The organism is Streptomyces sp. WMMB303 (assembly GCF_029351045.1).
In the GTDB taxonomy this organism is placed as follows: Bacteria; Actinomycetota; Actinomycetes; order Streptomycetales; family Streptomycetaceae; genus Streptomyces.
The window spans coordinates 1-22,157 of record NZ_JARKIN010000001.1 but is presented as its reverse complement, the minus strand read 5'-3'; the positions used below and the strand labels follow the sequence as shown (position 1 = coordinate 22,157).

The 22,157-nt window shown below is 69.3% G+C and carries 18 protein-coding genes and 5 pseudogenes; 16 read left to right on the top strand and 7 right to left on the bottom strand.

Annotated features, from left to right (window positions below; all coding sequences use genetic code 11):
• Positions 1–157: 157 nt before the first annotated feature.
• Positions 158–811: a helix-turn-helix domain-containing protein gene (locus P2424_RS00115; protein ID WP_276473746.1), complete on the bottom strand. Its 654-nt coding sequence runs from the start codon at positions 809–811 to the stop codon at positions 158–160.
• A gap of 119 nt (positions 812–930) precedes the next feature.
• Here P2424_RS00115 and P2424_RS00110 point away from each other — a divergent pair, with 119 nt between their 5' ends.
• From P2424_RS00110 to P2424_RS00100, 3 genes are all read left to right on the top strand, one after another.
• On the top strand, positions 931–1,941 hold the full coding sequence (locus P2424_RS00110) for a hypothetical protein (RefSeq protein WP_276478768.1): 1,011 nt from the start codon (positions 931–933) through the stop codon (positions 1,939–1,941).
• A 1,588-nt stretch (positions 1,942–3,529) separates the two neighbouring features.
• Positions 3,530–4,534: a hypothetical protein gene (locus tag P2424_RS00105; RefSeq protein WP_276473745.1), complete on the top strand. Its 1,005-nt coding sequence runs from the start codon at positions 3,530–3,532 to the stop codon at positions 4,532–4,534.
• Positions 4,535–4,756: 222 nt separating this feature from the next.
• Entirely contained in the window at positions 4,757–5,782 is a 1,026-nt protein-coding gene (locus P2424_RS00100) for an ADP-ribosylglycohydrolase family protein (RefSeq protein ID WP_276473744.1), read from the top strand.
• Between the two features lie 78 nt (positions 5,783–5,860).
• Here P2424_RS00100 and P2424_RS00095 read toward each other — a convergent pair whose 3' ends face one another.
• A complete protein-coding gene (locus tag P2424_RS00095) occupies positions 5,861–6,085 on the bottom strand; it encodes a hypothetical protein (protein ID WP_276473743.1) in 225 nt (74 codons plus the stop codon).
• 608 nt (positions 6,086–6,693) lie between these two features.
• A complete protein-coding gene (locus tag P2424_RS00090; RefSeq protein WP_276473742.1) occupies positions 6,694–6,852 on the bottom strand; it encodes a hypothetical protein in 159 nt (52 codons plus the stop codon).
• Between the two features lie 819 nt (positions 6,853–7,671).
• On the opposite strand from P2424_RS00090, the pseudogene P2424_RS00085 reads away from it, so the two are divergent.
• Both P2424_RS00085 and P2424_RS00080 read left to right on the top strand, forming a co-directional pair.
• Positions 7,672–7,955, top strand: a pseudogene (locus P2424_RS00085) (transposase); the annotation flags it as partial.
• Between the two features lie 175 nt (positions 7,956–8,130).
• Positions 8,131–8,259: pseudogene (locus P2424_RS00080) on the top strand (IS256 family transposase); the annotation flags it as partial.
• A 50-nt stretch (positions 8,260–8,309) separates the two neighbouring features.
• Here P2424_RS00080 and P2424_RS00075 read toward each other — a convergent pair.
• Both P2424_RS00075 and P2424_RS00070 read right to left on the bottom strand, forming a co-directional pair.
• Positions 8,310–8,417: pseudogene (locus P2424_RS00075) on the bottom strand (transposase); the annotation flags it as partial.
• Between the two features lie 597 nt (positions 8,418–9,014).
• Positions 9,015–9,467 (bottom strand): helix-turn-helix domain-containing protein, encoded by a 453-nt coding sequence (locus P2424_RS00070; RefSeq protein ID WP_276473741.1) that lies wholly within the window; start codon positions 9,465–9,467, stop codon positions 9,015–9,017.
• Positions 9,468–9,604: 137 nt separating this feature from the next.
• Here P2424_RS00070 and P2424_RS00065 point away from each other — a divergent pair, with 137 nt between their 5' ends.
• From P2424_RS00065 to P2424_RS30925, 3 genes are all read left to right on the top strand, one after another.
• A complete protein-coding gene (locus tag P2424_RS00065; protein WP_276473740.1) occupies positions 9,605–10,522 on the top strand; it encodes an NADP-dependent oxidoreductase in 918 nt (305 codons plus the stop codon).
• A gap of 71 nt (positions 10,523–10,593) precedes the next feature.
• Positions 10,594–10,971: a DUF4267 domain-containing protein gene (locus P2424_RS00060; RefSeq protein ID WP_276473739.1), complete on the top strand. Its 378-nt coding sequence runs from the start codon at positions 10,594–10,596 to the stop codon at positions 10,969–10,971.
• A 588-nt stretch (positions 10,972–11,559) separates the two neighbouring features.
• Positions 11,560–11,751, top strand: a complete 192-nt coding sequence (locus tag P2424_RS30925; RefSeq protein WP_346660055.1) for a relaxase domain-containing protein — start codon at positions 11,560–11,562, stop codon at positions 11,749–11,751.
• On the opposite strand, the gene P2424_RS00050 is transcribed toward P2424_RS30925, so the two are convergent.
• Together P2424_RS00050 and P2424_RS00045 are read right to left on the bottom strand one after the other, a co-directional pair.
• Positions 11,735–12,700, bottom strand: coding sequence for a hypothetical protein (locus P2424_RS00050; RefSeq protein WP_276473737.1), 966 nt, complete (start codon positions 12,698–12,700; stop codon positions 11,735–11,737). The two genes, P2424_RS30925 and P2424_RS00050, sit on opposite strands and share 17 nt — an antisense overlap.
• Positions 12,701–14,111: 1,411 nt before the next feature.
• A complete protein-coding gene (locus P2424_RS00045; protein WP_276473736.1) occupies positions 14,112–14,549 on the bottom strand; it encodes a hypothetical protein in 438 nt (145 codons plus the stop codon).
• Between the two features lie 1,358 nt (positions 14,550–15,907).
• Between P2424_RS00045 and P2424_RS00040 the strand changes: the two genes are divergently transcribed.
• From P2424_RS00040 to P2424_RS00005, 8 genes and pseudogenes are all read left to right on the top strand, one after another.
• Positions 15,908–16,159, top strand: coding sequence for a hypothetical protein (locus P2424_RS00040; RefSeq protein WP_276473735.1), 252 nt, complete (start codon positions 15,908–15,910; stop codon positions 16,157–16,159).
• Positions 16,160–16,327: 168 nt separating this feature from the next.
• Positions 16,328–17,100: pseudogene (locus tag P2424_RS00035) on the top strand (IS5 family transposase).
• 125 nt (positions 17,101–17,225) lie between these two features.
• Complete coding sequence (locus tag P2424_RS00030) at positions 17,226–17,885, top strand: ATP-binding protein (protein ID WP_276473734.1); 660 nt, start codon at positions 17,226–17,228, stop codon at positions 17,883–17,885.
• A gap of 56 nt (positions 17,886–17,941) precedes the next feature.
• A complete protein-coding gene (locus P2424_RS00025; RefSeq protein WP_276473733.1) occupies positions 17,942–18,169 on the top strand; it encodes a hypothetical protein in 228 nt (75 codons plus the stop codon).
• Positions 18,170–18,232: 63 nt separating this feature from the next.
• Positions 18,233–19,924 (top strand): transposase family protein, encoded by a 1,692-nt coding sequence (locus P2424_RS00020; protein ID WP_276473732.1) that lies wholly within the window; start codon positions 18,233–18,235, stop codon positions 19,922–19,924.
• Positions 19,921–20,505, top strand: coding sequence for an ATP-binding protein (locus P2424_RS00015; RefSeq protein WP_276473731.1), 585 nt, complete (start codon positions 19,921–19,923; stop codon positions 20,503–20,505). The genes P2424_RS00020 and P2424_RS00015 overlap by 4 nt, the downstream gene beginning before the upstream one ends.
• Positions 20,506–20,884: 379 nt before the next feature.
• Positions 20,885–21,149, top strand: a pseudogene (locus tag P2424_RS00010) (hypothetical protein).
• Between the two features lie 812 nt (positions 21,150–21,961).
• Positions 21,962–22,157 (top strand): hypothetical protein (locus P2424_RS00005; RefSeq protein WP_276473730.1); only part of this gene is annotated, 196 nt, incomplete at its 3' end.

The window sequence follows — 22,157 nt, the reverse complement described above, 5'->3', positions numbered from 1 at the left end:
CTCTCGGGCCCGGTGGCTCCGCCTCCCAGGTCATCGACTTCGACAGGGAGCAACAGCCGTGCCGGGCCCGGAGTCCAGCGCCCTCTTGCAGGGGCGCGAAAGAGATAACGGGGATGACTGGGTGTGGCGGGGTGTTCGGGAGTGAGGTGGGTGGTCTTCACGGCTGGATGTGTTGCTCGGCGGCGTCGAGTGCGGGTGTGAGCGGTGCGAGTGCCGCGTGGAGCTGGTCGGGCAGTGGGCCGGTGGGTACGAGCAGTCCCCGGGCGCCGGGACTCGAGCCGGTTTCTGCGTTGCTGGCCGACCGGAGCCAGCTTTCCAGCGCGATGCGGACAGCCGCGGCGACGCTTGCCGCGAGAACGCGGGCTGTGTGCGCTCGGGTGTCACCCAGGCGTGCGGTGATCGCTGCCGTGAGCGGGGGCTCGATGCCGGCGGTGGTGTCGAGGAACGCGTCGCGCAGCGCGGTCCGGGTGGTGATCAGCAGCAGCGCCTGTTGTCCGCTCTCGCCGGTGTCCGTGTACTGCTCGACCACCGCGTCGGTGACGGCGTCGGCCAGGCGCACCCCTGCGGGCCGGGCCGCGACCGCCGCCGCGATCCGTGCCTCCCGGTCCGCGGTGACAGCCGAGACGATCGCCTGCTCGCGGCTGGCGAAGTAGTTGTTGTAGGTGCGGGGTGAGACCCCGGCGGCTTCGGCGATGTCCTCCACCCGTACCTGGTCCGGTCCGTGCTCGACGGCCAGGCGCAGGGCCGCTTCCCGCAGTGCCTCGCGCGTGGCCTGCTTCTTCCGCTCCCGCAGCCCTGGTGGTCTCGTCACGGGGCCAGCATCCCACGCAGCGGAAATGCGTGCACGCAAACTTGCGTGTACGCATTTTTATTGTCAGTCTCTACCCGATCGAGACCGGCAGAGGGGACGCCATCATGCGTGCAAGAGGAATGACCTACGACACCGGATTCGTCGTGCACGGCCAGATATCCCGCCAGCACCTCGACCCCGCGGTGGTCCGGCGCGAGCTCGCCATCATCCGCGACGACCTGCACTGCAACGCGGTCCAGGTCACCGGTGGTGACCCGGACCGACTGGAGTTGGCCGCCGGTGCCGCCGCCGAGCTCGGCCTGGAGGTCTGGTTCTCGCCCTATCCGCTGGAGCTGGAGGCGGAGCAGATCCTCGCGCTCTTCCGCGACTGTGCCGGGCGGGCGGAACGCCTGCGGCAGCAGGGAGCCGCAGTCGTGTTCGTCGCAGGGGTCGAGCTGAGTGTGATGAACCGCGGGTTCCTGCCCGGAGAGAGCCCCGAGGAGCGCGTCGCGCACCTGATGAGCCGACCCGAGCGGCGCGCCGAGACTATGCGCGAGCTCGGCGTGCGCATCAACACCTTCCTCCACGATGCCGTGGCCACGGTCCGCGAGTGCTTCCAGGGCAGGCTCACCTACGCAGCCATCCAGTTCGAGCAGGTCGACTGGACCCCCTTCGACATGGTGACGTTCGAGCTGATCCGCTCCGCCGAGGTCGCCGACCGGTTCCGGGACGCGGTGCGCACCCTGGCCCAGGGCCCGAAGCCGCTGGCTGTCACCGGGTTCGGCACCGCGGCCTACCGCGGTGCGTCGGACCGCGGGGGCCGGGTGCTGGAAGTGGTCGAGCACGACCCGCAGACCAAGGCCCCGGTGCGGCTGAACGGCGTATACGAGCGTGATGAGGCCGGCCAGGCCGCATATCTGAGCGAACTCCTGGAAATCTTCGAGACCGAGGGCGTGGACAGCGCGTTCGTGTTCCTGTTCGCCCTGCCCGGCTACCCGCACCGCCCGGACGGCGACCCCAGGGACGACTTGGACCGGGCCGGCCTGGGCATCGTCAGACTTCTCGAAGGACGGCGGGGGCAGACCTACCCCGACATGGAATGGGAACCCAAGGCCGCCTTCACGGCAGTCGCCCAGCGGTATGGGAGATAGCCGGAGACTGCCCTGGGGGGCAAGCCTGGCACGGCAAACGCGGAACCCTTCTGAGGAGCCCCTCAAGTCCCCGAAACCCCGAAGCGGCGGGGCTCGGCCTCCCATGATGCCGCCGGTCATCCGGTGTCAAGGTCGCCGTGCTTCACTGCCTGGTCTGGTCGACGAACGGTTGATCTGCGGTAGTCGGTTGGTCAGCGACGGCTGCGCAGAGCCGGCCTTCGAGGACGCTCTCGAAGACGTTCGCCCGTTGAGGGAGTTGCCGCCGTTCTTCCCGGCCGCGTGATGCTTCTCGTAGCCGAGGCGATTGCTCATCCCACCGTCGGACGAGGACTCCAGGACCCGTTTGGTCAGCAGCTGCAGCTGCCCGCCCTCGCCGGTCAGCTGCAGCCCCCCTCGGTGCCGGCCCGGCCGACCCCGCATCCCGACCAGCTGGTCATCCACCGCACCAGCCCCGGTCGCCGCGGATGCGGGGGCGACTGTTCAGTCGCTCTGGTCGCAATGACCGGCCCCCCATGTACAGCGAAAGGATGCACGTATGGCGAACAATCGCAGGAGACGGCACGCAGGACGGATGCTGGCGCTTGCAGCGGCCGCCCTGGGAGTGGTCGGGGTGGCTGCCGCACCGGCCTCGGCCGAAGAGCAGCCCACCCGGGCACAGCTCATAGCCGATTGCGACTCAGGTGAGGAAAGTAGTGCACCTTCAACGACCCCAAGTTGGGCAAGGCCTACCTGGGAAGCTTCCACCCGGTCTCCGACTCGCTCTACAACTGCACCACCTCACCTGCCACTCAGTCGATGACGTGGTCCGACACGGTAGGCTCCACCGATTCGGCGGGCGTTTCCGTGACCGCCGGCGGCAAGATCGCCGGCATCATCGACCTCAGCGTGACGGCGACCTACAGCCACACCTGGTCAAGTTGTCACAAGGGATCTCCTACCAACTCAGCTCCGGCGGTTCCGAGTCGGGTTCGCTGCCCTGGAAAAGACCGAGGCCCTCACGCTGACCCCTGCGCAGCAGAAGGTCGGGGTCCTGGTGTCCATCGTCCCGGGTCGGTGGCCGGCTCCGACGGCATACTCAAGCCGGGCGCTTGCGTCATCACCGTCGAAGGGAAAGAAGTCGCGGACAATCAGGGCGGCAAGTCCGACGAGGGCTGCGAGTACAGGGTGCGGTGACTCGCAGGAGCCCCCATCGCCCGGCCTGCGCGCCGGCAGGCGAGCGGACCGGCCGCCCCGGTGGCCCGCATGCCTGAACGCCCTGACCGGACGCAGAAGTGCCAGGGGGATACGAGCGCCGACATACCTTCGTCCATGTCGAAGGGCCGGGTAACCCCTGGGGCCCACCGGCAAGGACCATTCAGCAGTGGGCGGCTTGGACGTTCGGTCGGAGCGCGCAGTGATCAGGGTCATAACGTCCAACCCACCGAAAGCGCACGCACGTTCGTCGTCGCAGCTAGTGTTGCACCCTGTACGTCAAGTGACGGATTTGGGGGATGTGATGAGGGAGTCACAAGAGGCAGGGCGAAGAGCGCTGTACGGCACAGGTGCCCTCGGTCGTAACAGGGCGGCGGGTCCGGCCGTGCTGACGGCTGTGGCTGTGTTGCTCACCGGCTGCGGCGGCTCAGCGGCCGAGGGGGACAACAAGGCGGCCGAGCCGGAGGGCGTCGTCACCGAGGCGGAGGCTGCCAAGATCGTCGACCGGTATGTCAGTGTCAACAACCGGGCCAACAAGACGAACGACGGAAAGCTGCTGTCCACCGTCGAGGGCGGAGCCCTCCTTGAGCAGAGCCAGGCCGGCTACACGGCGGACGCCGACCTCAGCAAGAAAGAACAGGCCGCATCCGCCGAGCCTTTCTCTTACGTGGACCGCACCTACCTCATTCCCAGGGAAGGCAAGGCCACGTGGTTCGCGGTCAAGACCCGGACCAAGGACAAGGAAGGCACGAGCAAGTACCCGCAGCTGCTTGTCTTCGACCGAGACAAGGGCAAGAGCAAGGGGAAGGCGGAGGACGGGTGGAAGAACGTCGCGAGTGTGTCTCTCGTCGACGACGAGAAGAAGACGGTCCCTCTCGCCAAGGACAAGGACGGTTTCGTCCGCGTCCTGCCCACCGGCTCCGGCGCGGACGGCAGCAGCGCCAAGGGCGTTGAGGATTTGTCCACGTCGCTTGCTGACCTCTACACCATCCGTGGCCCCCTCTCCTCCTCCGAGTTCGCCGACACCAAGGCCGCGCGTTCGGTGCACGAGGTCCCGAAGGAGGTGGGAAAAAACTTGGGAAAGAGGGCCACCGCCCAGTTCAAGGAAGGCGAGTCGGAGCACGAGAAGGTCTACACGTTCCGGACCCGCGACAAGGGCACGTACGCCGTCTTCAACACAGCGGTGGATGTGGACCAGCAGGTCATCGCCGACAACCTGGAGATGGTTCCTGCGTCGAACCTGCACCCCTTCGTCGGTAAGAAGCCGAGCAAGGGGTTTTCACTCCACTGGCTGCACCAGTCCTCCGCCGTCGTCCCCGCACACGGCAAACCCCAGCTGCTCGACTATGAAGTCGAACTGACCGGTGTCCGCCGCCTGCACCATGCCGCCGGCGCCGTATAGCCGCTGCAACCACGCCCCTCCTCCGGCCCCGGTCTGCCCTCTTGGGTCCGCCCGGAGGAGGGAGCCGGGCTTCCCGAGGAAGGCCGCAGGCGTCGGCTCCAGCTACGGCTCCGTCGACTTCCTGGCCCGTGACGGCGACCACCAGCAAAGGCATGGAACCCATGGGCGAGCTCCCCACGGAAAGCTATGGCGCTTCACCCACCCAGTGGCTTGAATGGCCGGATGAACGTCCGAGCAGGGGGCAAGCAGGCCGGGGTCGGGGCAATGATCGGGTTGGCGATCGGGGATGCGCTCGGCTTCCGCACCGAATTCAACGACGTTCCGCAGATCCTCGCCAAGTGCGGCCCCTGGCGGGCGATGGAGCTGCCCACACCTGCGGTCGTCACGGACGACACGCAGATGACCCTTGCCTTGGGCCGGGGGCTGCGTACCGCCAGGGAACGGGGACCGCTCGCACCGGCCCGGGGCGCGCGACCGGTCCGCGAGGAGTACGTCGATTGGTGGCGCTCGCCCGACAACAATCGAGCGCCGGGACGCACCTGCCTGGTGGCGTGTGAGGAGCTCAGTCATCAAGAGCGGCGCTGGCAGCAGGCGAGCCGGACGGGTTCCAAAGGGTGCGGTGCGAACATGCGGGTGGCGCCGGTCGGTCTGCTGCCGGGCTTGCCGGAAGAGGCGCGGTCGGGAGCGGCGCAGTTGCAGGCCGCGCTCACGCACGGGCACCCGACAGCGCTGGCCGCCAGCGATCTCACGGCGCACGCCGTCCACCTGCTCGCGCACGGGACGCGGCCGGGCGAGCTCGTGGACATGCTGCGGGAATACGCGCGAAAGAGCAGATCCGTCTACCGGGAGTGGTGGCTGGGCGACCTGTGGGAGTTCGCGCAGGACCACAGCGCGGCCGAGTTCACCGAGCGCGGGTGGGACGAGTGCCTGGCTGTCCTGGACAGGGTGGACGACGCCCTGCGAGTCCCGGAGCCGGAGGTCGATCCGTGCACGTTTACGGGCGCGGGATGGGTCGCCGAAGAAGCCCTGGCCACCGCGCTGCTGTGCTTCCTGCTCTTCCCCGACGAGCCGCTCACCGCCGTACGCCGGGCTGCCTGCACCTCCGGTGACTCCGACTCCCTCGCCTGCTTGACCGGCGCCTTCGCGGGCGCGTACCTGGGTGCGGACGCCTGGCCGAGCGCATGGGCGGACCGGATCGAGTACCACGACGAACTCGTCGCCCTCGGGCTGCTCTGGGACGCGAGCTGAGGCCCTGCACCCCACGGAGTGTCCCGGCTTGCCCAGACGGGAGGGTTCGCTCCTGCGGTACGCGACGAGGCGGCGGGGTCAGCTCTGGTGGGTCGCAAACAGCTCCAGGTGGCCGCACCGGTGGCACCGGTAGGCGTCGATCTGCCGGTTCGGCCGGCCCATGCGCTTGGCGCCGCCGAATATCCCTCGCTCCAGGTGGCCCGCGATCCAGCGCGCATATCCGCGCGCGTTCTGGCCGGAGTCTTCGACGAAGCCCGGCTCCGGATCGGCCGCGCCGCAGTGGGTGCACGTGATGTTCTGCATCCGGTGATCGTAGTAAGGAACGGGGTGACGGGGCTCGGCGCCCCCGATTCCTCGGAGTCCTCCTCTCTGACAGCCCTGCTGCTGAGCTCTGGGCGGGCCAGGACAGGACGCGACGGGTCCGCCCGGGGCTTTCCCCTCGGGCTCCCTCATATCTCCCGAATGGCCCCGGCTGCCCGGCGCTGCTCCGATGTTGCTGGAGCGCGTTGCGGCTCAGCCCCTGTGTGCCGCCGGCGCTCACCAGCTTGTCCGCGCGCCGGCTCCCATGAGAATGGGCAAGCTGCGTGGCTGCCACCAAGGCGCGACGTTCCACGGCGGGGCCACGCTCGGTCGGCAGCGCCCGCGCCAGACACGCGCCCCGCAGGCACGCGGATGGCGAGGGACGTACCCGACATCCGGTAGTACCAGCGTTTGCCGGCGCGGGCGAGCATCAGCGCTTGGAGGGCGTCCGCGTACCCGGTGTGCATCTGCGTCCACGCCACCGGAGCCGCGGCGCCGATGCGGCGGCCGGGGTAAGCGGAGGCCACCGGCTCCAGCAGGTCGCTCGCCGGGGGTCCCGCCGCCCGGGACCGCGCGCAACACGATGATCTGCCGCGTGATGGGGGAGCGGGTCACCATGCCTGCGTCAGCGCCCCGCAGCACTCCTGCTCCGCAACAGGCAGGTCCTGCTCCTCATGGCACTCCAGAAGGCACACCTCGACCGTCTCGCCGTCCAGCAGCGGAGCGACCTGCGGCAGGTCCCTGCGCGCCCGGTCGACCTCGCCCAGCATCGAGCGAACTCATGAGCGGGCCGTCGCTGCGGCGCTGCGCTGGCTGGAGGACGAGGTGGCCGAAACCCGGTGGGCGTGCGGCCGCGGGCCCACGAAGACGCCCGCGCACCGCGAAGAAGAAGCCCGCAGCCGCTCGCGAGGCCGCTCGCCCAGGTGCTTGCCTGGTGGCAGGCCTCCGCGATCCTGCGCTTCGGCCGGCAGATCGTCGACGGACTCCTGAACCGGTGCCGGAAGGCAGGGGCGGCGATCCGCGCCCGGGTGGATCCGGCCGTGGACGTAACGCTCGCCGCCGTCGACGTCGCCGCGGTCGTCTCCACCATGCGCGGCAAGTTCTCCCGGCGGCACGTCCTGGCCGAAGCCCGCCGACTCCTGCTGGAGACGCTCCGCGGCCGCGAGTTCCCCTGCGGCCCGGACGACGACATCGCCGACCGGGCCCTGCTCCGGTACTCCCGCCGCCGCACCGTCGCCCAGCCGCTCCGGAAGGCTCCGCTGCCGGACTGGACCAGCTACACCGCCGGCTTCCCCGTGCCCCACCGGTGGTGGATCGGTCCCGCCGCAGGCACACCGCCGCGAGAGTCGTCCCGCTATGAGCGGGCCCGGATCGCCGGCCTTGCCGTGCGGAACGTGATCCGCGACGCCCGCATCGGGTGTGTACTACGAACGGCCCTGTCTCACATTCGGTGGTGTCGGAGAGCCATGAGGGGCGTTGACCTTCGTGTGGAGGACGTCAACGAGCTTGTGCAGATGGTGTTTTCTGGTCTGTTCCCGCTGGTCGTCGAGGATGTGGCCGACGAGGGTGAGCGGAGCGTGGTGCGGGCGCTGGCCGCCTCCATTCGAGACTTCGCCAAATCCTGAAACCTTGCGCAGGAAACACCGACGGGCTCTCGCGCTGGATCGTCGAAGTTCGCTCAGCCGGTCTGCCCCATCTGCACGCCTTCACCCGGGGCCTGGATCGAGACCGCGACGCCGTGAACGCCGCGCTCACACTTCCGTACGGCAACGGCCCCACCGAAGGCATCAACACCGAGACCAAGCGAATCGCGCGCCAGATGCACGGCCGAGCAGGCTTCACCCTGCTCCGCCACCACCTCCTTCTCGGATAGCGCTGCCCTCCGTCACCACCGAATGTGAGCCAGGGCTCAACGAACGGTGGAACTGCCGATCATGGAGTGACACCGGATGACTGATGTTGTGAACGGGACCGATGCCGGTGAGCAGCCCGCGGAGCCGCCGCAGACGGCGGCCGGGACTGGTGCGGTGGATGATCGACTGGTCGGGATGCTGGTCGACCGGGCCCGGGCCGGAGGGCTGCAGTTGACCTGGCGAAGGCGGCCTGCTGCCGCAGTTGACCGAGCGCCTCCTGAGTCCGCGCTGAACGGTGAGATGACCGACCACCTCGGCTACGAATAGCACGAGGCTGCGGGGAAGAACGGTGGGAACTCCCGCAAGCAGTCAGACTTTGCGCTTTCGCCGCCGTCGCCGGCCCAGATGCCGAGGATGTCGCGGTGCCCGTCGACGGTGACACCCATCGCGAGGTAGATCGGCCGGTCGGCGACCTGCCCGTCGAGATGAAACCGCTCCGGGCGATGCCCGGCTGGTGCCCCTCGATCAGCCCCTATGCCTGATTGGAGTCATATAGGTATCTACACCGCTCTTGTTGAGATGTGCTCGCAATGGCCTGATGGTGTAAGTGCACGCCGGTGCCCCGCCTGGCCGCTTGCGCTCCCCCGTCACGAGGCGGCGCCTGCGGCTACGCCCGGCGCACGCCCCTTCTCGGCAGCGACGGCACGGAAGCGACACCCACCCGTCTACCGGGAGCTTCTCTGCCGTCCGCACATCATCCTCCGCCACGTTGGAAAGGGCTCTCGGAGCGTAGTGGGCGGCGAGCTTGCCGGCATGCCGGTCAATGCGGCGGTTTCGTTCGAGATGGATGCCGGGGCGGCCTCTGCGCGCAGGGAGGTAGTCGACGGCGCCGTCGGCGTCACCGCGGGCGGAGTCGCCGACGCCCATGGCGGCCAGGAGATGGCGGCGAAATCCGCCAAGGGAAGCCGGGGAACGTCCGTCGCTGCTTCGACAAGCCCTCGCCGGAGGCGATCGCCGAGATCACCAGCCTGCTGGTGCCGGATGATGTCCGGCGGTGTCCGCGCGCCAGCCCCCGTTGATCAGTCCGCGGCGTCGCGCTGTTTGACGTCATACTTGTCGCGATGGGTGAGGACCTCCTCCATGTGGCCCTCCGCCCATACCTTGATTCCCCGCATGATCCCCTGCAGCGAGCGGCCGAGCTCGGTTAGCTCGTAACTGACGGTGACAGGCACCGTAGGGGTCACCGTCCTGGTCACCAACCCGTCGCGCTCGAGTGCGCGCAACGTCTGCGTCAGCATCTTCTGGCTCACGCCCGAGATCAGACGGGACAGCTCGGAGAAGCGCATGGGCCGCGGTTCTTCGACGGCGGTCTCCCCAGGACGTGGGCCGTCCCCGCCCAGCGCGGCGAGCACGAGGGCGACCCACTTGTCGGAGATTCGCTCCAGAAGCCGGCGGCTGGGACACATCGCGAGGAACGCGTCGTACTCCCGCTTGGCCTCGGCCCGCCGCTCGGACGCGGTCCTGGTCGCCATGGCTCATCCCCCTCGCTGGGTGACTTACTTACTTCAAGGTGCCTACTTCCCCATGGGAAGCGACTCCTTCCATGCTGGTGGTGCAGCACAGCGATGGCAAGACCTCACAAAAACCTTCCACGAAGGAGTAGGTGGCAATGAATCAGATGACCTCTCGGCGAGCCGTGGTCCGCGCCCCGTCCGGGCCCCAGTCGATCGAGACCGTCGACGTCCCGGTGGCCGAGCCGGGGCCGGGGGAAATCCTCGTCAGAATCGCCGCCGCGGCGATCAACCCCGTCGACCTGGGCGTGGCCGCAGGCGTCTTCCACCGCCTCGGCATGATCCACCAGCCGCACTGGACCGGTCTCGGCTGGGACTTCGCCGGCGCGGTCGAGGCTGCCGGAACCGGCGTCGAGCTGCCGGTCGGTACCCGCGTCGCCGGGTTCCTCGACGGCTTCGACCGTGACCATGGCTCCCACGCCGAGCACCTCCTCGTCCCCGCCGCGAACGCCGCCGTCGTCCCGGACGGCGTGGACCTGGTCGAGGCGGCGACGGTGCCGCTCAACGCAACCGCCGCGGCCCAGCTCGTCGACCTCCTCGGCGACGCGCCGAGCGAGGCGCGGCGCCTGCTGGTCACCGGCGCGGCCGGCGCGGTGGGCGCGCACGTCGCCGTGCTCGCGCAGGACCGCGGTTGGCAGGTGACCGGGCTGGCCCGAGCGGCAGACGAGCCGTTCGTCAGGGGCCTCGGCGTCGACTTCGCCACCGACCTCGGACAGGGCTGGGAAGCCGTCGCCGACGCCGGAGCCCTGCAGGAACCCGCCCTCAAGGCGGTGCGCGACGGCGGCCGTTTCGTCGGCGTGCAGCCGGCCGCGCGGCTGTCCGAGGAACGTGGCATCACCGTCGAGGTCATCTTCGCCCGTCCCGACGGTCCGCTGCTCGCCCGTCTGCTCGCACGGGTCGCAGCGGGGGAGCTGCCGGCTCGCGTCCACGCCGTCGCACCGCTCGACGACGCGGCCGACGCCTACCAGGCGATGGCCAAGGGCGGCGTCCGCGGCCGGATCGTCCTCGTCCCCTGACACCGCAGCCTCAGCCCCACGACACCAACCATTTCGCCAAGAACGATTCCCTCGACAGAACAGGACAGCTGATGCTCACCACCATCGCCACCGTTGTCGCCGGCCTCCTCGGCGCGGGGCTCATCTTCATGGGCGGGAGCGCTGTCACGAAGCCGCAGGGCGCCGCCGGCTTCGGCATCCCCGACACACCGGTCGACGACCCCGGGTTCCGGCCCTGGCTGCGCGTGAAGGGTCTGCGGGAGATCGCGCCCGGGGCTTTCGTCTTCGTACTGATGCTCGCCGCGACCTCGTCGGTGCTGGGTTGGTACTTGCTGGTGTTCGCCGTGATACCGGCCGGAGACGCGCTGGTCGTGCTGCGCAGCGGCGGGCCGAAGGCCACCGCATACGGCGTCCACGCCGCAACGTCGGCGGTGATGCTGGTGACCGGCATCTGCCTCATCCCGGTCTGACCCACGGCCCCTGACGTAATGGCAGTCGATAAGGGGAGCCGCACTGTCGGGCGGATTACCACGCTCAGGCGGAGGCGCAGCCGGGGGCCCGGCTACAACCCAGCTGTGAGCACTTTGGTTCGCGTTCGGGGACGGCCACCGTTCGGCCGGTCTGACGCTCCAGGGCGCCCAGGAGCTGGCCGGGCTCCCACCGGGAAGGTGGTCGGGGCGTGGTGTGCGCGCTGGGGCTGACCGGGGGCGGGGAGGTGTCCGGGCGTCAGCGGGAGCTGTTGTTCGGCGAGGGCCGGCACCCGAATATCGACCGTATCGAGCGCCCCCTCCTGGAGGACGGTATCGACGCGGCCATGGCCCGGCGGCTGACGGTGCTCGGAACAGCCCATCGAGGAGATCGAGGCCCGCGGCCAGGTGCCGGTCCTTGGCATGGATTTCACCTTCCGGCCGCAGGCCTCGCTGGTCGTGCCGGGGGCGCTGGCCGACCCACCGTGCGCCGGATCAGCGAGCGGGCCCACGAGCGGGCCATCGCCCAGGCGGTGCGGCTGGCCGGAGGACGAGGTTGCCGAGACCCGGTGGGCCTCAGACCGCGGCCGCGTGAAGACCGTGGCCGCCGCCTTCCCCCACTTCGACAACCGCGACGGCTTCCCCCTCCTGCACGAGCACCACCTGCTCCTCAACCGCGTCCAGCGCCCGGGTGCCGACGGCGATCCGGTGTGGGTGCGTTGGACACCTACCGGCTCCACCAGCACGTGGTGGCCGCCGGGGCGCTCTACACCCTCACCATGACGACCCAGGTATGCGAAACCCTGAGGCTGGCGAGCGCGCCACGCGAGGTCACGCCCGGCCTGCGTCCGGCCATGGAGATCGCCGGAGTCCCCGAGGACCTCGTCCACTGGGCGGCAACCCGCCGCCAGCACATCGAGGACGCCATGGAGATGCTCACCGAAGATACGTCAAAGATCACGGGCACCTGCCTCCGGAGCGCGGCCACCACGCACCGGCCTCGCAGGCCGCCCAGGAGCCAGGGCCCGCGAAGAAGAACCCGAAGCCACTCGCCCAGGTGCTTGCCTGGTGGCAGGCCTCCGCGATCCTGCGCTTCGGCCGGCAGATCGTCGACGGACTCCTGAACCGGTGCCGGAAGGCAGGGGCGGCGATCCGCGCCCGGGTGGATCCGGCCGTGGACGTAACGCTCGCCGCCGTCGACGTCGCCGCGGTCGTCTCCACCATGCGCGGCAAGTTCTCCCGGCGGCACGTCCTGGCCGAAGCCCGCCGACTCCTGCTGGAGACGCTCCGCGGCCGCGAGTTCCCCTGCGGCCCGGACGACGACATCGCCGACCGGGCCCTGCTCCGGTACTCCCGCCGCCGCACCGTCGCCCAGCCGCTCCGGAAGGCTCCGCTGCCGGACCGGACCAGCTACACCGCCGGCTTCCCCGTGCCCCACCGGTGGTGGATCGGTCCCGCCGCAGGCACACCGCCGCGAGAGTCGTCCCGCTATGAGCGAGCCCGGATCGCCGGCCTTGCCGTGCGGACCGCGATCCGCGACGCCCGCATCCGAGCCGACACCGCCAACGAGGCGACGACCTCGGCCGCCTCCGCACCCGCCGATCACCGCGACCTCGAGGGCGAGACGGCATCCGCTCCCCACCATGTCGACCACCCGAGCCGCGATGCCGCCCTGACCCCGGCGCAGCGGGCCGCCGCCATCCAGGGCCCACCAGCAGGCCACGATGCCCAAGAAACACCTCGAAGGCCGCACAATCGACCCGGCGACCTGGCTGCGCACACCGAAGAACTTGGACCGCCTGGCCGTCTTCACCCGCGGCCAGCATCTGCCGCCGCGCCGTTGAGGAGCGGGGGACCCCGGATGCTGACCCGGCGGGTCCGGGCGACCAGCGTCGCCAGGAGCACGAGCAGCAGCACCGGCAGCCCGCCCCTGGTCAAGGCCAGGGGCGCCAGCTGTGACGTGGCGCGGACCGTCCGGCGGGACGGGCGGCGAAGTCACCGCGCCGGGCGCCGGGACGCGACCGGCCAGCCACCCCCGAAGTCGCCCGGGAGCGAAGAGGGTGCCGGGGACCGCCCTCTCAAGGCACGGAGGCACTCATGGTCGCTCCGACCTCGCCGCACCTTTCACCGAAGCAGCGCGAGCGCCTGGAGCAGATCGCCGACGGCGCACCCCGCGGCGCCGCCGCCGCGGATGAGTAGCCACGGTGAACCTCAGCGCGCGGACGGGAGCGGAGACCACCGTGCCGCGCGTCGACGGACTCCAGAATGAGGGCCCCCGCCGATGGCTATATCCCCCAGGACGCTGACCTGCGACGTGGGCCGGCGATAGCGTCCTGTCCCATGACCACCACCGACATGATCGCGGCCCTGGCTCTGGCCGTCGCGGTCGTCGCGGCCATTGCCGCCATCGGATCCTGGAGACCCGCCCACAACGCCAACAGGGCTACAGACCCTCTCCCGCATCGAGCAGCAGCGCCAGCACGCCGATCTCACCCCGCACTTCCGCTGCACAGTCTTGGCCAACGAAGCCCGCTCTACCGCCACGCTGCGAGTTCACCTCGAAGGCCCGCCCGGCCTGCTGTCCCACGGCCGCCATCGAGATCACCGCGTCCCTGCGCAACGACAGCCCGCACCGAGGCGATGGACCCCGGCTCGCAGGCACCCCGACCCCCGAAGAGGTCCGCGCCCACATCTGGGGGCCATGGAAGTTCAGCGCGGACGGCCGCGACGACACCGGCCGCACGGTCGCCCCGCAGCAACTCGCGGTAGGTGAGTGGACACGATACGGCCTGACCCCCAGCGCCCCGCCGCCGTGGTCGGCGACCACCACGGACTACTGGCTCCGCGACTACGCGAACGAGCCGGTACGCCTGAGCATCACCGCCAGGTCCAAGGGCAGCGAGCGGACCGTGCCGCTGGAAATCCCCGTCACCATCGAGGCCGCCTCCTGACCACGGCAGTCCAGGAGCCCCTGACGTGATCGAAACCGCTCACCAGTGACGTCAGCTCCTGAGCGCACACGCACAGCGTGCACGGCCGCGCCCCCAGGCTCTCCGCTAAGTTCAGAGCCTGCACCACACCGAGCAACGGCGCTGCGGTGCTTTCTCGCAGCCCAGCGCGAGCAGTACGAGGATGGCGCGGGTTCAGTCGGGATCGATGCCGCTGGCGCGGGCGATGCCGCCCAGTTCCGCGTCCGTGGCGTCCCGCGCCTCCAGCCAGCGGGCCATGCCCGCGCGGACCTGCTCCAGCTTCGCGGGGTCTGCGGCAGTCTCGGCATCGACCAGGGCGTAGCCGGGCTGGCCGTCCGCGCAGGGGACCTCCACCCAGCGGTGGTCCAGGCGCCCGGTGCCCAGGATCGCCGCCACGGTGGCGTACTCGCGTTGGACGTCCTTGGTGAAGGCCGGATTGTCCTCGGAGCCGAAGACACCGTCCCGGCCCTGCGCCAGACACACCACAGTGCCCTGCACGGCTTCGGCCAGCGCCTGAAACGCCTCCGGTTCCATGCGGGCCCTGAGCGTTTCCATGTAGAGCACGGCCTTCTCCACCCGGCTACGGGCCGTCTGCTGTGCGCCGTCGTCCATCACGACAGCGTCAGCTCAGTCGGCCTGCCGTGTCCGCCTGCTCCGCAGCCCTGGCTCACTCCCGGGCGCGGCGACACCCCTGCCCGGGCCGGGGCGGCTGCGGTGGGGGAGCCGGCGCCGTCCGCTTGTCCCATCCGCACCCCTGCTCCCCGGTCGTCATCTCCGACCCTTGTGGTCCTGGCCTGCTGCAACGCCGCCCAATGCAGTCGTGCGCGCTGGCCGCTGCCCGTAGGCGCGTTCCAGCGGTGGGAGCTGAGGGCCGGTCAGCGCCACCGACCCGAGAGAGCACGGAGCAGGCGGACATCCTGCTCGTCGTGCGACACGGCGGCCTCGGTGCATCTCGGGTCAACGCCGCCACGATTGACGTTCCGTCGTCTGGTGCCGGTGGTCACCGTCAGGCCCTGCACCCCTATAGGGGTGGGACTCCTGCAGGGGGAAGAGGCGAATCTAACGCCCCCGACGCCGTCAGCCTCCTCTCCTTCCATGCCCGCACGCAGGAAGCGAAGCCCTCTCCTCCGCCCGCGGTTTCCCCGACACCGCCGCGTGGTCAGCCTGCTGGCTGTGGCCGCGGCCCTAAGCCTCCTGACCCTTCTCACCAATTCGCGGGCTGCGGCGGTGCCTTCGGCAGCCCTGTGTGGAGGGTCGCGAGCTGTGCCCCGCGGGCCTCGTCAGGGCGGGCCCGAACGTCCTCCGGAATCTACGCAGCCTGGCGATAGGATTTCCGCCATGAGGAAGCGTCAGCAAAATCGGTTTCTGATCATCGCTGCGGCTGGTCTCGTACTGCTCTTATGGCTGCTGCTGAGCCCACCCGATTCGGCACTACGTGACGGAGAATGCCGACCTGTGCTGAATCTCAGTGCCGATGACAACGCGAGCGCTATCGATGATGGCGTCTGGAGGCATCAGGTGCTCAACGATTGCGTGGGAAAACAGAACACTCGGCTCTCCTGGTCCCTCCTCGTGCTGGTGCCCACAACCCTGTCCGCAGCCGCTGCTTGGGCACGTCGCCCGAGCAGAGGATAGAACTGAAACCCCGTCGATGACGGTGCCCAAGCAAGCCATCATCGACGAGGTAGGCCCGGCCTGTCGAAGTGGATGCGCCGCGCGGATCTCCTGCTCGATGCCGAGCGAGACGACTCCGAGTTCGCCTACTGCTTCCTCGTCGGCAAAGCGGCGCCCGCTGGCCCGGGGGCCGCACAGCGCCATCAACTCCTTCGAGGTGCGTGCCCACCGGTCCGACGAGCCTATGCGCGGTGCCCCACGAGCCCGGGTGCGCCTGCGCCGACGGGCCCTCTTGTGGGCTCTTCGGGCATGCCGGGACAATCCTGCGTGGCCGTTCCAAAGAGGGAGGGACAAGCATGAAGCGCAGAATCGGACTTGCCGTTGCCACCGTCGCCACCGCAGTCGCGACCGCCCTGGTGCCCACAGCCGCCGATGCCTCGGTCCCGGCACGATGGGCGTTCCTCGGCTCCGTCCACCCGAGCGTGGCATCGTGCCAGAAGGCCGGCGCCAAGTGGGCACAGCAGCATCCGCCCGTATACGGAATCGACTGCCGCTCCTACGACCGTAACGGGGATACTTGGTACGAACTGTGGGCCCTAGTACCGTAGTCGCCCACGCACAATCACCCCGAACTCTTCCAACATCCCGGACATTGAGGTGTTTCCAACCTGATACGGCGGGTGCCTAGTTGGGCTGTAGGGGCGGTGTCCGGACGTGAAGAAGCTCCTGGTGGACGGGTTCACGACCAAGATCGCCTGTCCGCCAGGAGCTTCCGCGTGCTTGTCCACCCGTCCGGCGTCGATGTGTCCACCTCGACCCTGCGCTACCTCTCCGCCCGCCTTCGCGCCCGGCGCCGCGAGATGGGGACACGATGGAGGCGGCTGTCCGCCCGGCGGCAGGCCCTGCTGGTGCTCGCGCACTTGCAGTGCGGTCACACCTACGCCCAGCTCGCGGCCGGCTTCGGTGTCGGAACCACCACCGCCTACCGGTACATCAACGAGGCTATCGACGTCCTGGCCGCCCTCACGCCGACCCTCGCCGAAGTGGTGAAGACCGCCTCCATCAAGGCGTTCGTGATGCTCGACGGCACGCTGCTGCCGATCGACCGCAATCGCCGCCGACCGGCCCTACTACTCTGGGAAACACAAGAAACACGGCATGAACGTGCAGGTCATCGCCGATCCGGCGGGGCGACTGCTGTGGGCCTCACCCGCCCTGCCCGGCGCCGTCCACGACATCAAGGCCGCACGCACCCACGGCATCATCGACGCCCTGGCCGAAACCGGTGTGAACTGCTGGGCCGACAAGGCTCACCGGGGCGCCGGCGGCACCATACGCGTGCCCTACTCGGGGCGCTGGTAGACGCTCTCCGCGAGGCCAGAAAGCGCACAACCGCTCGCACGCGAAGATCCGCGCACTCGTCGAACAGGCCATGGCCACCCTCAAGACCTGGCGACTCCTGCGCAAACTCCGATGCTCCACCACCCGCATCACCGCCCTCGCCCAAGCCGCCCTCACCCTGCACCTGACCTGCTCAAACCGAGGATGAAAACAGCTCAGTGAGCGTGCGCAGCCTGGCGGCACGATGCAGACCTGGAAGTCCTGGCAGAGTGTCGAGCATGTGCTGCGGGAGTGGGGCAAACAGGTCCGCAACCTGGTACGTTGCACCGCACGGTGAGGCGGGATCTGCGCGCGGGCCGCCCGCTTGAGTCGGCCGTGGCCTCGCGGGCCCGGGTGGAGCCCGAGCGGTATGACCGGGTCCTGGCCGAGCTGAAGCTGCAGCGTCCGGGAGAGGGTGTGCCGGTGGTCGACGCCGAACCACCGCAGCCTGCTGCGGCCGTCCCGGACGAGAACAGCACTCACCCCGCTTCGCGTGGCGGGGTGCGGCTGTTCGTGCCCGGGGCGCGCGTGGTCTCGACTGGCGCGGTGGCCCAGGTGGTGGAGGCGGTCGGGCATACGGCGGCGGCGCGGGGGATCGGGTGTGTGTTCGGGGAGCCGGGGGTGGGCAAGACGGTGGCGGTGCAGCAAGCGCTGCATCTGCTGCCCTCACGGATACCGGTCTGGCGGGCGGTGGTCGGGGTGAAGCCGGGCATGCCCCAGATGCGCGCCTCCCTACTGGAGGCATGCGGACTTTCCGCGGCTTCTCTGGCCCACCGCGCCCAAGCGGCCGACCGTGCCCTGACAGAGACGCTGCGGCAGCCAGGTGTGGTCTTCCTCGATGACGCGCAGCGGTTGTCTCCGCCGTTGCTGGACTACTGTATCTGCGGCTGCTGTGGGACGAGCCGGGAACGGCCGCCGCGTTGCTGCTGTGCGGGGCGGGCGCGGAGCGTGTGATCGCGCGGGCGCCAGCGCTGCGTTCCAGAGTGTTGACCTGGCACCAGGTGACCGGCATGGAGCCGGACCAGCTCACCAAGACACTGACTCTGTTCCATGACGTGTGGGAAGGCACCCAGCCGGCGGACGTGGAGTGGGCTGATGCCACGGTGGCGCGGGGCAATTTCCGTACCTGGGCGAAGATCACCTCTCACCTCTACGCCCTCACCAAACGCAGCCAGCATCCAGGGGCGGACCGTTCCTTGCTCGAGCAGGCCTGCGCACGACTGGGCCCCTATTTGTGACGGCCAGCGGCACGGAATGGGAGGGAGGAAGACGATGAGCACAGGACAACAGGAGCCCGTCCCATGAGCAGCGCACCCCAAGTAAAAGCTCCCACGCCGCTGCATGTGCCCGCACCGGTGCTGGAGGGCCCCGGACTGACCACGCTGCGTGGCCCCGCTGTGCAGCAGCTGCTCCGGCTGCGGGGGCAGGGCCGACTCTCCCGGGGGCATGTGCGGCTGGCGGGGGAGTGTCTGGGGGTCTCGGAGCGGACGGTGTGGCGGTGGCTCGCACAAGCCGAAGCCGACCCCGGCACAGCGGCCCGGCCGGGCCGCAGAACGGGCGACCGGTTCGAGGTCATGCCCGAAGTCCGGGTGCTGCTGGCGTACTGGAAGGGGAACGCGTCTGCGGTCCACCGGCAATTGGCAGCCCGCGCCCGGGAAGCAGCAGGAGAGCCTGCCCCCGCTGTTCCGGGAGGGGCACCAGACCAGGCGGTACCGGTGCTGGATCCGGTGCCGTCGCTCTCGACGTTCCTCCGTGCGGTGCGCCGCGACCTGACCGCCGGTGAACGCGCCGGCCTGGCCCGCGGCCCGGAGGCGGCCCGCGCCCATGACGTGTTCGGCAAGCGGCCCCGGCTGTGGCGCAACCACACCTGGGAGGCCGACCACGTCCAGGCGCCGCTCCTGGTGGATGCCGGCGGGGAGCTTGTACGGCCGTGGGTGACGTGGTTCATCGATGTCGCGACCAAGACCATCACCGGTACCGCTGTCACACCCGGTCAGCCTTCCCGTGCCTCGATCCTGGCCGCGCTGCGCGCCGCGATCCTGCGCAGCGGCCCGTACGGCCCGGCGGGCGGCGTTCCCGAAGCGGTGCGTATCGACAGGGGCAAGGACTTCCTCTCCCGGACGGTCCTGGGCGTATTCGGCACCCTCGGCGCCAGGGTCGATGACCTGCCCGCCTACAGCCCGCACCTGAAAGGCACGGTGGAAAACCTCAACCGCTCGGCCGACCGCATGCTCTTCGCCGCCCTGCCCGGCCACACCACCATCCCTGCACCCCGGCACGGCAGGAAGAAGCCTGCCGACCCCGATGAGCCCCTTCCCCTGTCTTTCACCGAGCTCACCGCCGAGGTCCTGGCCTGGACGACGTGGTGGAACACCGAGCACCGGCCCGACGCCCTGGTCGGCCAGACCCCCATCGAAGCTTGGCAGAGCGATCCCACGCCCCTCTCCGATCTCCCCGAAGCCGCCCTGTGGGGGCTGATGCTGGAGGATGACGGTCGGACGCGGAAGCTGACCAGTCACGGGGTGCGCTGGAGGGGCCGTGACTACATCGGCGCGTGGATGGCCGGGCAGGCTGGACGCAGCGTCCGCATCCGCTACATGCCCCACCACGATCACGAGATCGAGATCTTCGACCCCGCCGGCAACCACCTCGGCTCCGCCCATCTCGCCGATGCCGCCACCCCCGAACAGCTCGACGCTCTGCGGCGCGCCCGCACAGCGCGGGCCCGACGCCTGCGCGAGGAGACCAAGAAGGCACAAGCCCTGCGCCGGCAGCGCTTCGCCCCCGCCACCACCCCCACACCACCGCAGCGCCTGGGCGCCGTGACTGCAGCTGAAGCCGACCAAGAACTCGAAACAGCAGCCCACGGTGACATGGCCGCTCTCGCCCTCCCCGACCTCATCCCGCCCGCACCACCACCCCAGGACTGGAACACCCCACCCGGCCTGCACCCCACACACAACGCCAAACTCAGCAGGGAAGAGGAGCGATGACCAGCCAGCTGCCCCCACGGGAGACCGACCACTACACACAGCTCCCCGACGCTGCGGTCGTGACCACCCGCGCCCTGCTGGCTGCCAGGGAGAACATCGCTGACACGATCGAGGCCAGGGCGATGATGTGCCTCCACGGTCCGGCCGGTGTCGGCAAGACCCTCGCTGCCAATGTCTGCCTGCGCGAACTCCAAGCCGCTCAGGGTGAGGAAGTCTGCAGGATCACCTTCCGCGCCCGTCCCACTGCCCGCGCGGTACGGCACGAACTCTTCGCCGCGCTCGGCCTGCCAGGAGACCCCCCGCGCCACCCGTCCGAATTCGACCGACTCCTGCTGGACTCTCTCGCTTCGCAGCCGCGCACACTCGTCGTCGACGAAGCGCAATGGCTCAATCAGGAAACCTTCGAGTACTTCCGGTTCGCCTGGGACAACCCCTATACGCAGATCGCGATCATTTTCGCCGGAGGCGAGGGCGCGCACAGCGTGCTGCGGAAAGAACCAATGCTCTCCTCCCGCATCTTCATCTGGCAGCACCTCAAAAAGCTCACAGTGGCGGAAGTCCAACAGGTCATCCCGCTGTAACCACCCCGTCTGGAGCAAGACCGATCCCGAGGACATCGCCTACGCCGATCGCCACGCAACACACGGCAACTTCCGCAACTGGGCCCGACTCACAGCCCACACCCTCACAGCCCTCCAACGAACCGGGCGGGACAAACCTGATCAGGAGGTACTTCGCTGGGCTTTCAGCAGACTCGGCTGAACCTGGTGATGGGCGTCGTTGTTCTGGCGTTGGATGCGTCATGAGGTGGCCTCGGACGTCGGGTGGCTGACCTGTGGTTTCTGTGTCCGGGCCTGTCGTTGGGAGTGGCAGGTGGTGTCGTTTGCCTGGTCGATGACGTGTCGTGCGTGTAGGCGGGGCCGGCCACCGTGGTCGGTGCCGGGTGGGAGCCTGGCGGGCATGACTGAGCCGCGGCGGCGGGTCTACGGCAGTGAGCACGATGACCCCCACCCCTACGCCCGCCCCGGCCACGACTACCGCGAGTTGGTGGGCCGGCCGTTGGACGGGCTACTCCTGGACGTGACCGGCTGGGACACGCAGGAACTGGCTGAGGGCGCGGCCCTCATCACCGAGATCGGCCGGTTCGGCCCTGGAGGCCGCGTGCTGTACGGGCCCCGCCCTGCCGATCCCCCGGTTGTGGGATTGGGAAGGCGACTCGCCCTGAATTCACCGCCCGCACTGGCGGGGTAAGTGCGGGGTGACCGTGGTAAGCGGGTGATTCCCGTCGCTTACCACGAGAAAACAGCAGCCTTTTTGACGGTCCAGCTGATGTTTGGCGTTTGGTTTTCAGTGGTTCGGCGTGAGGGTTTCAGTGCGGCTTGTGGCCGCGGGGTCTGGCGGGGTGCTGTTTGGCGGCTGCGGTGCGCTGAAGATCAGATGCCGAGTTGACGCTGAAGGCTGCCGCCGAATCTCGATGAAGACAGGCGCTGAGCGTGTAGACCCCCTTCTGAAGCAAGTGGCGTCGATGTTGCTGATGTCATTCGTCGAGGTGATCGAGCTCGGCGTGTTGGCTTGCGTGGTGGTTGGGCTGGAGAGCCTGCTTCCGGACGGCGAGGGACGTCGGAGGGCAGGCGGGTGGGTAGGCAGGAGGGCGTCGGCTCCGCGGATGCCGTGGAGCGCTCGGTCGGTGTGGACCGGCCAAGCGCTGTTGCTCGGTTGCTGGCCCTGGACGAGCGGGGAGAGCTTCGTACGGCTCCCTGCCGACACGGCCGCACACATCAGGCTCGGCGTCACAGTGGATCGACCATGTGGTCGTGCGCGGTGCTGGTGTCAGCAGCGCCGCAGCCGAGAGGGTGGGCGGACTCTCGGACCACAACCTGATCCGCGCGAGCCTCACGGTGTGACCCCCGCTGCATTGCTGCGCCGCCCTGGCCAGGACGGCGTGGGATCACATCTGCCGTTACTGGTGCCGCAAGGAGCGGTGGTAATTTATGTGGCTCAATGAGTCAACCGCCTGAGGGAATAGAGAGCACCACAATGCCTGAATCGGCGCTCTACGAAGCGCTTGTCAATGGATTCCGCGAGGTGTCCGCGATCCTTGACCAGAAGCATTCCACGCTCGCAGCCGATCCCATTTTGGCTGATCTCGCTGCTCGCGTGGAATCAGTTCATGAGTCGGAGGAAGTGAAGATCGCCATCCTGTACGCCCTCGATTCGCGCGAGTTGTCCGGAT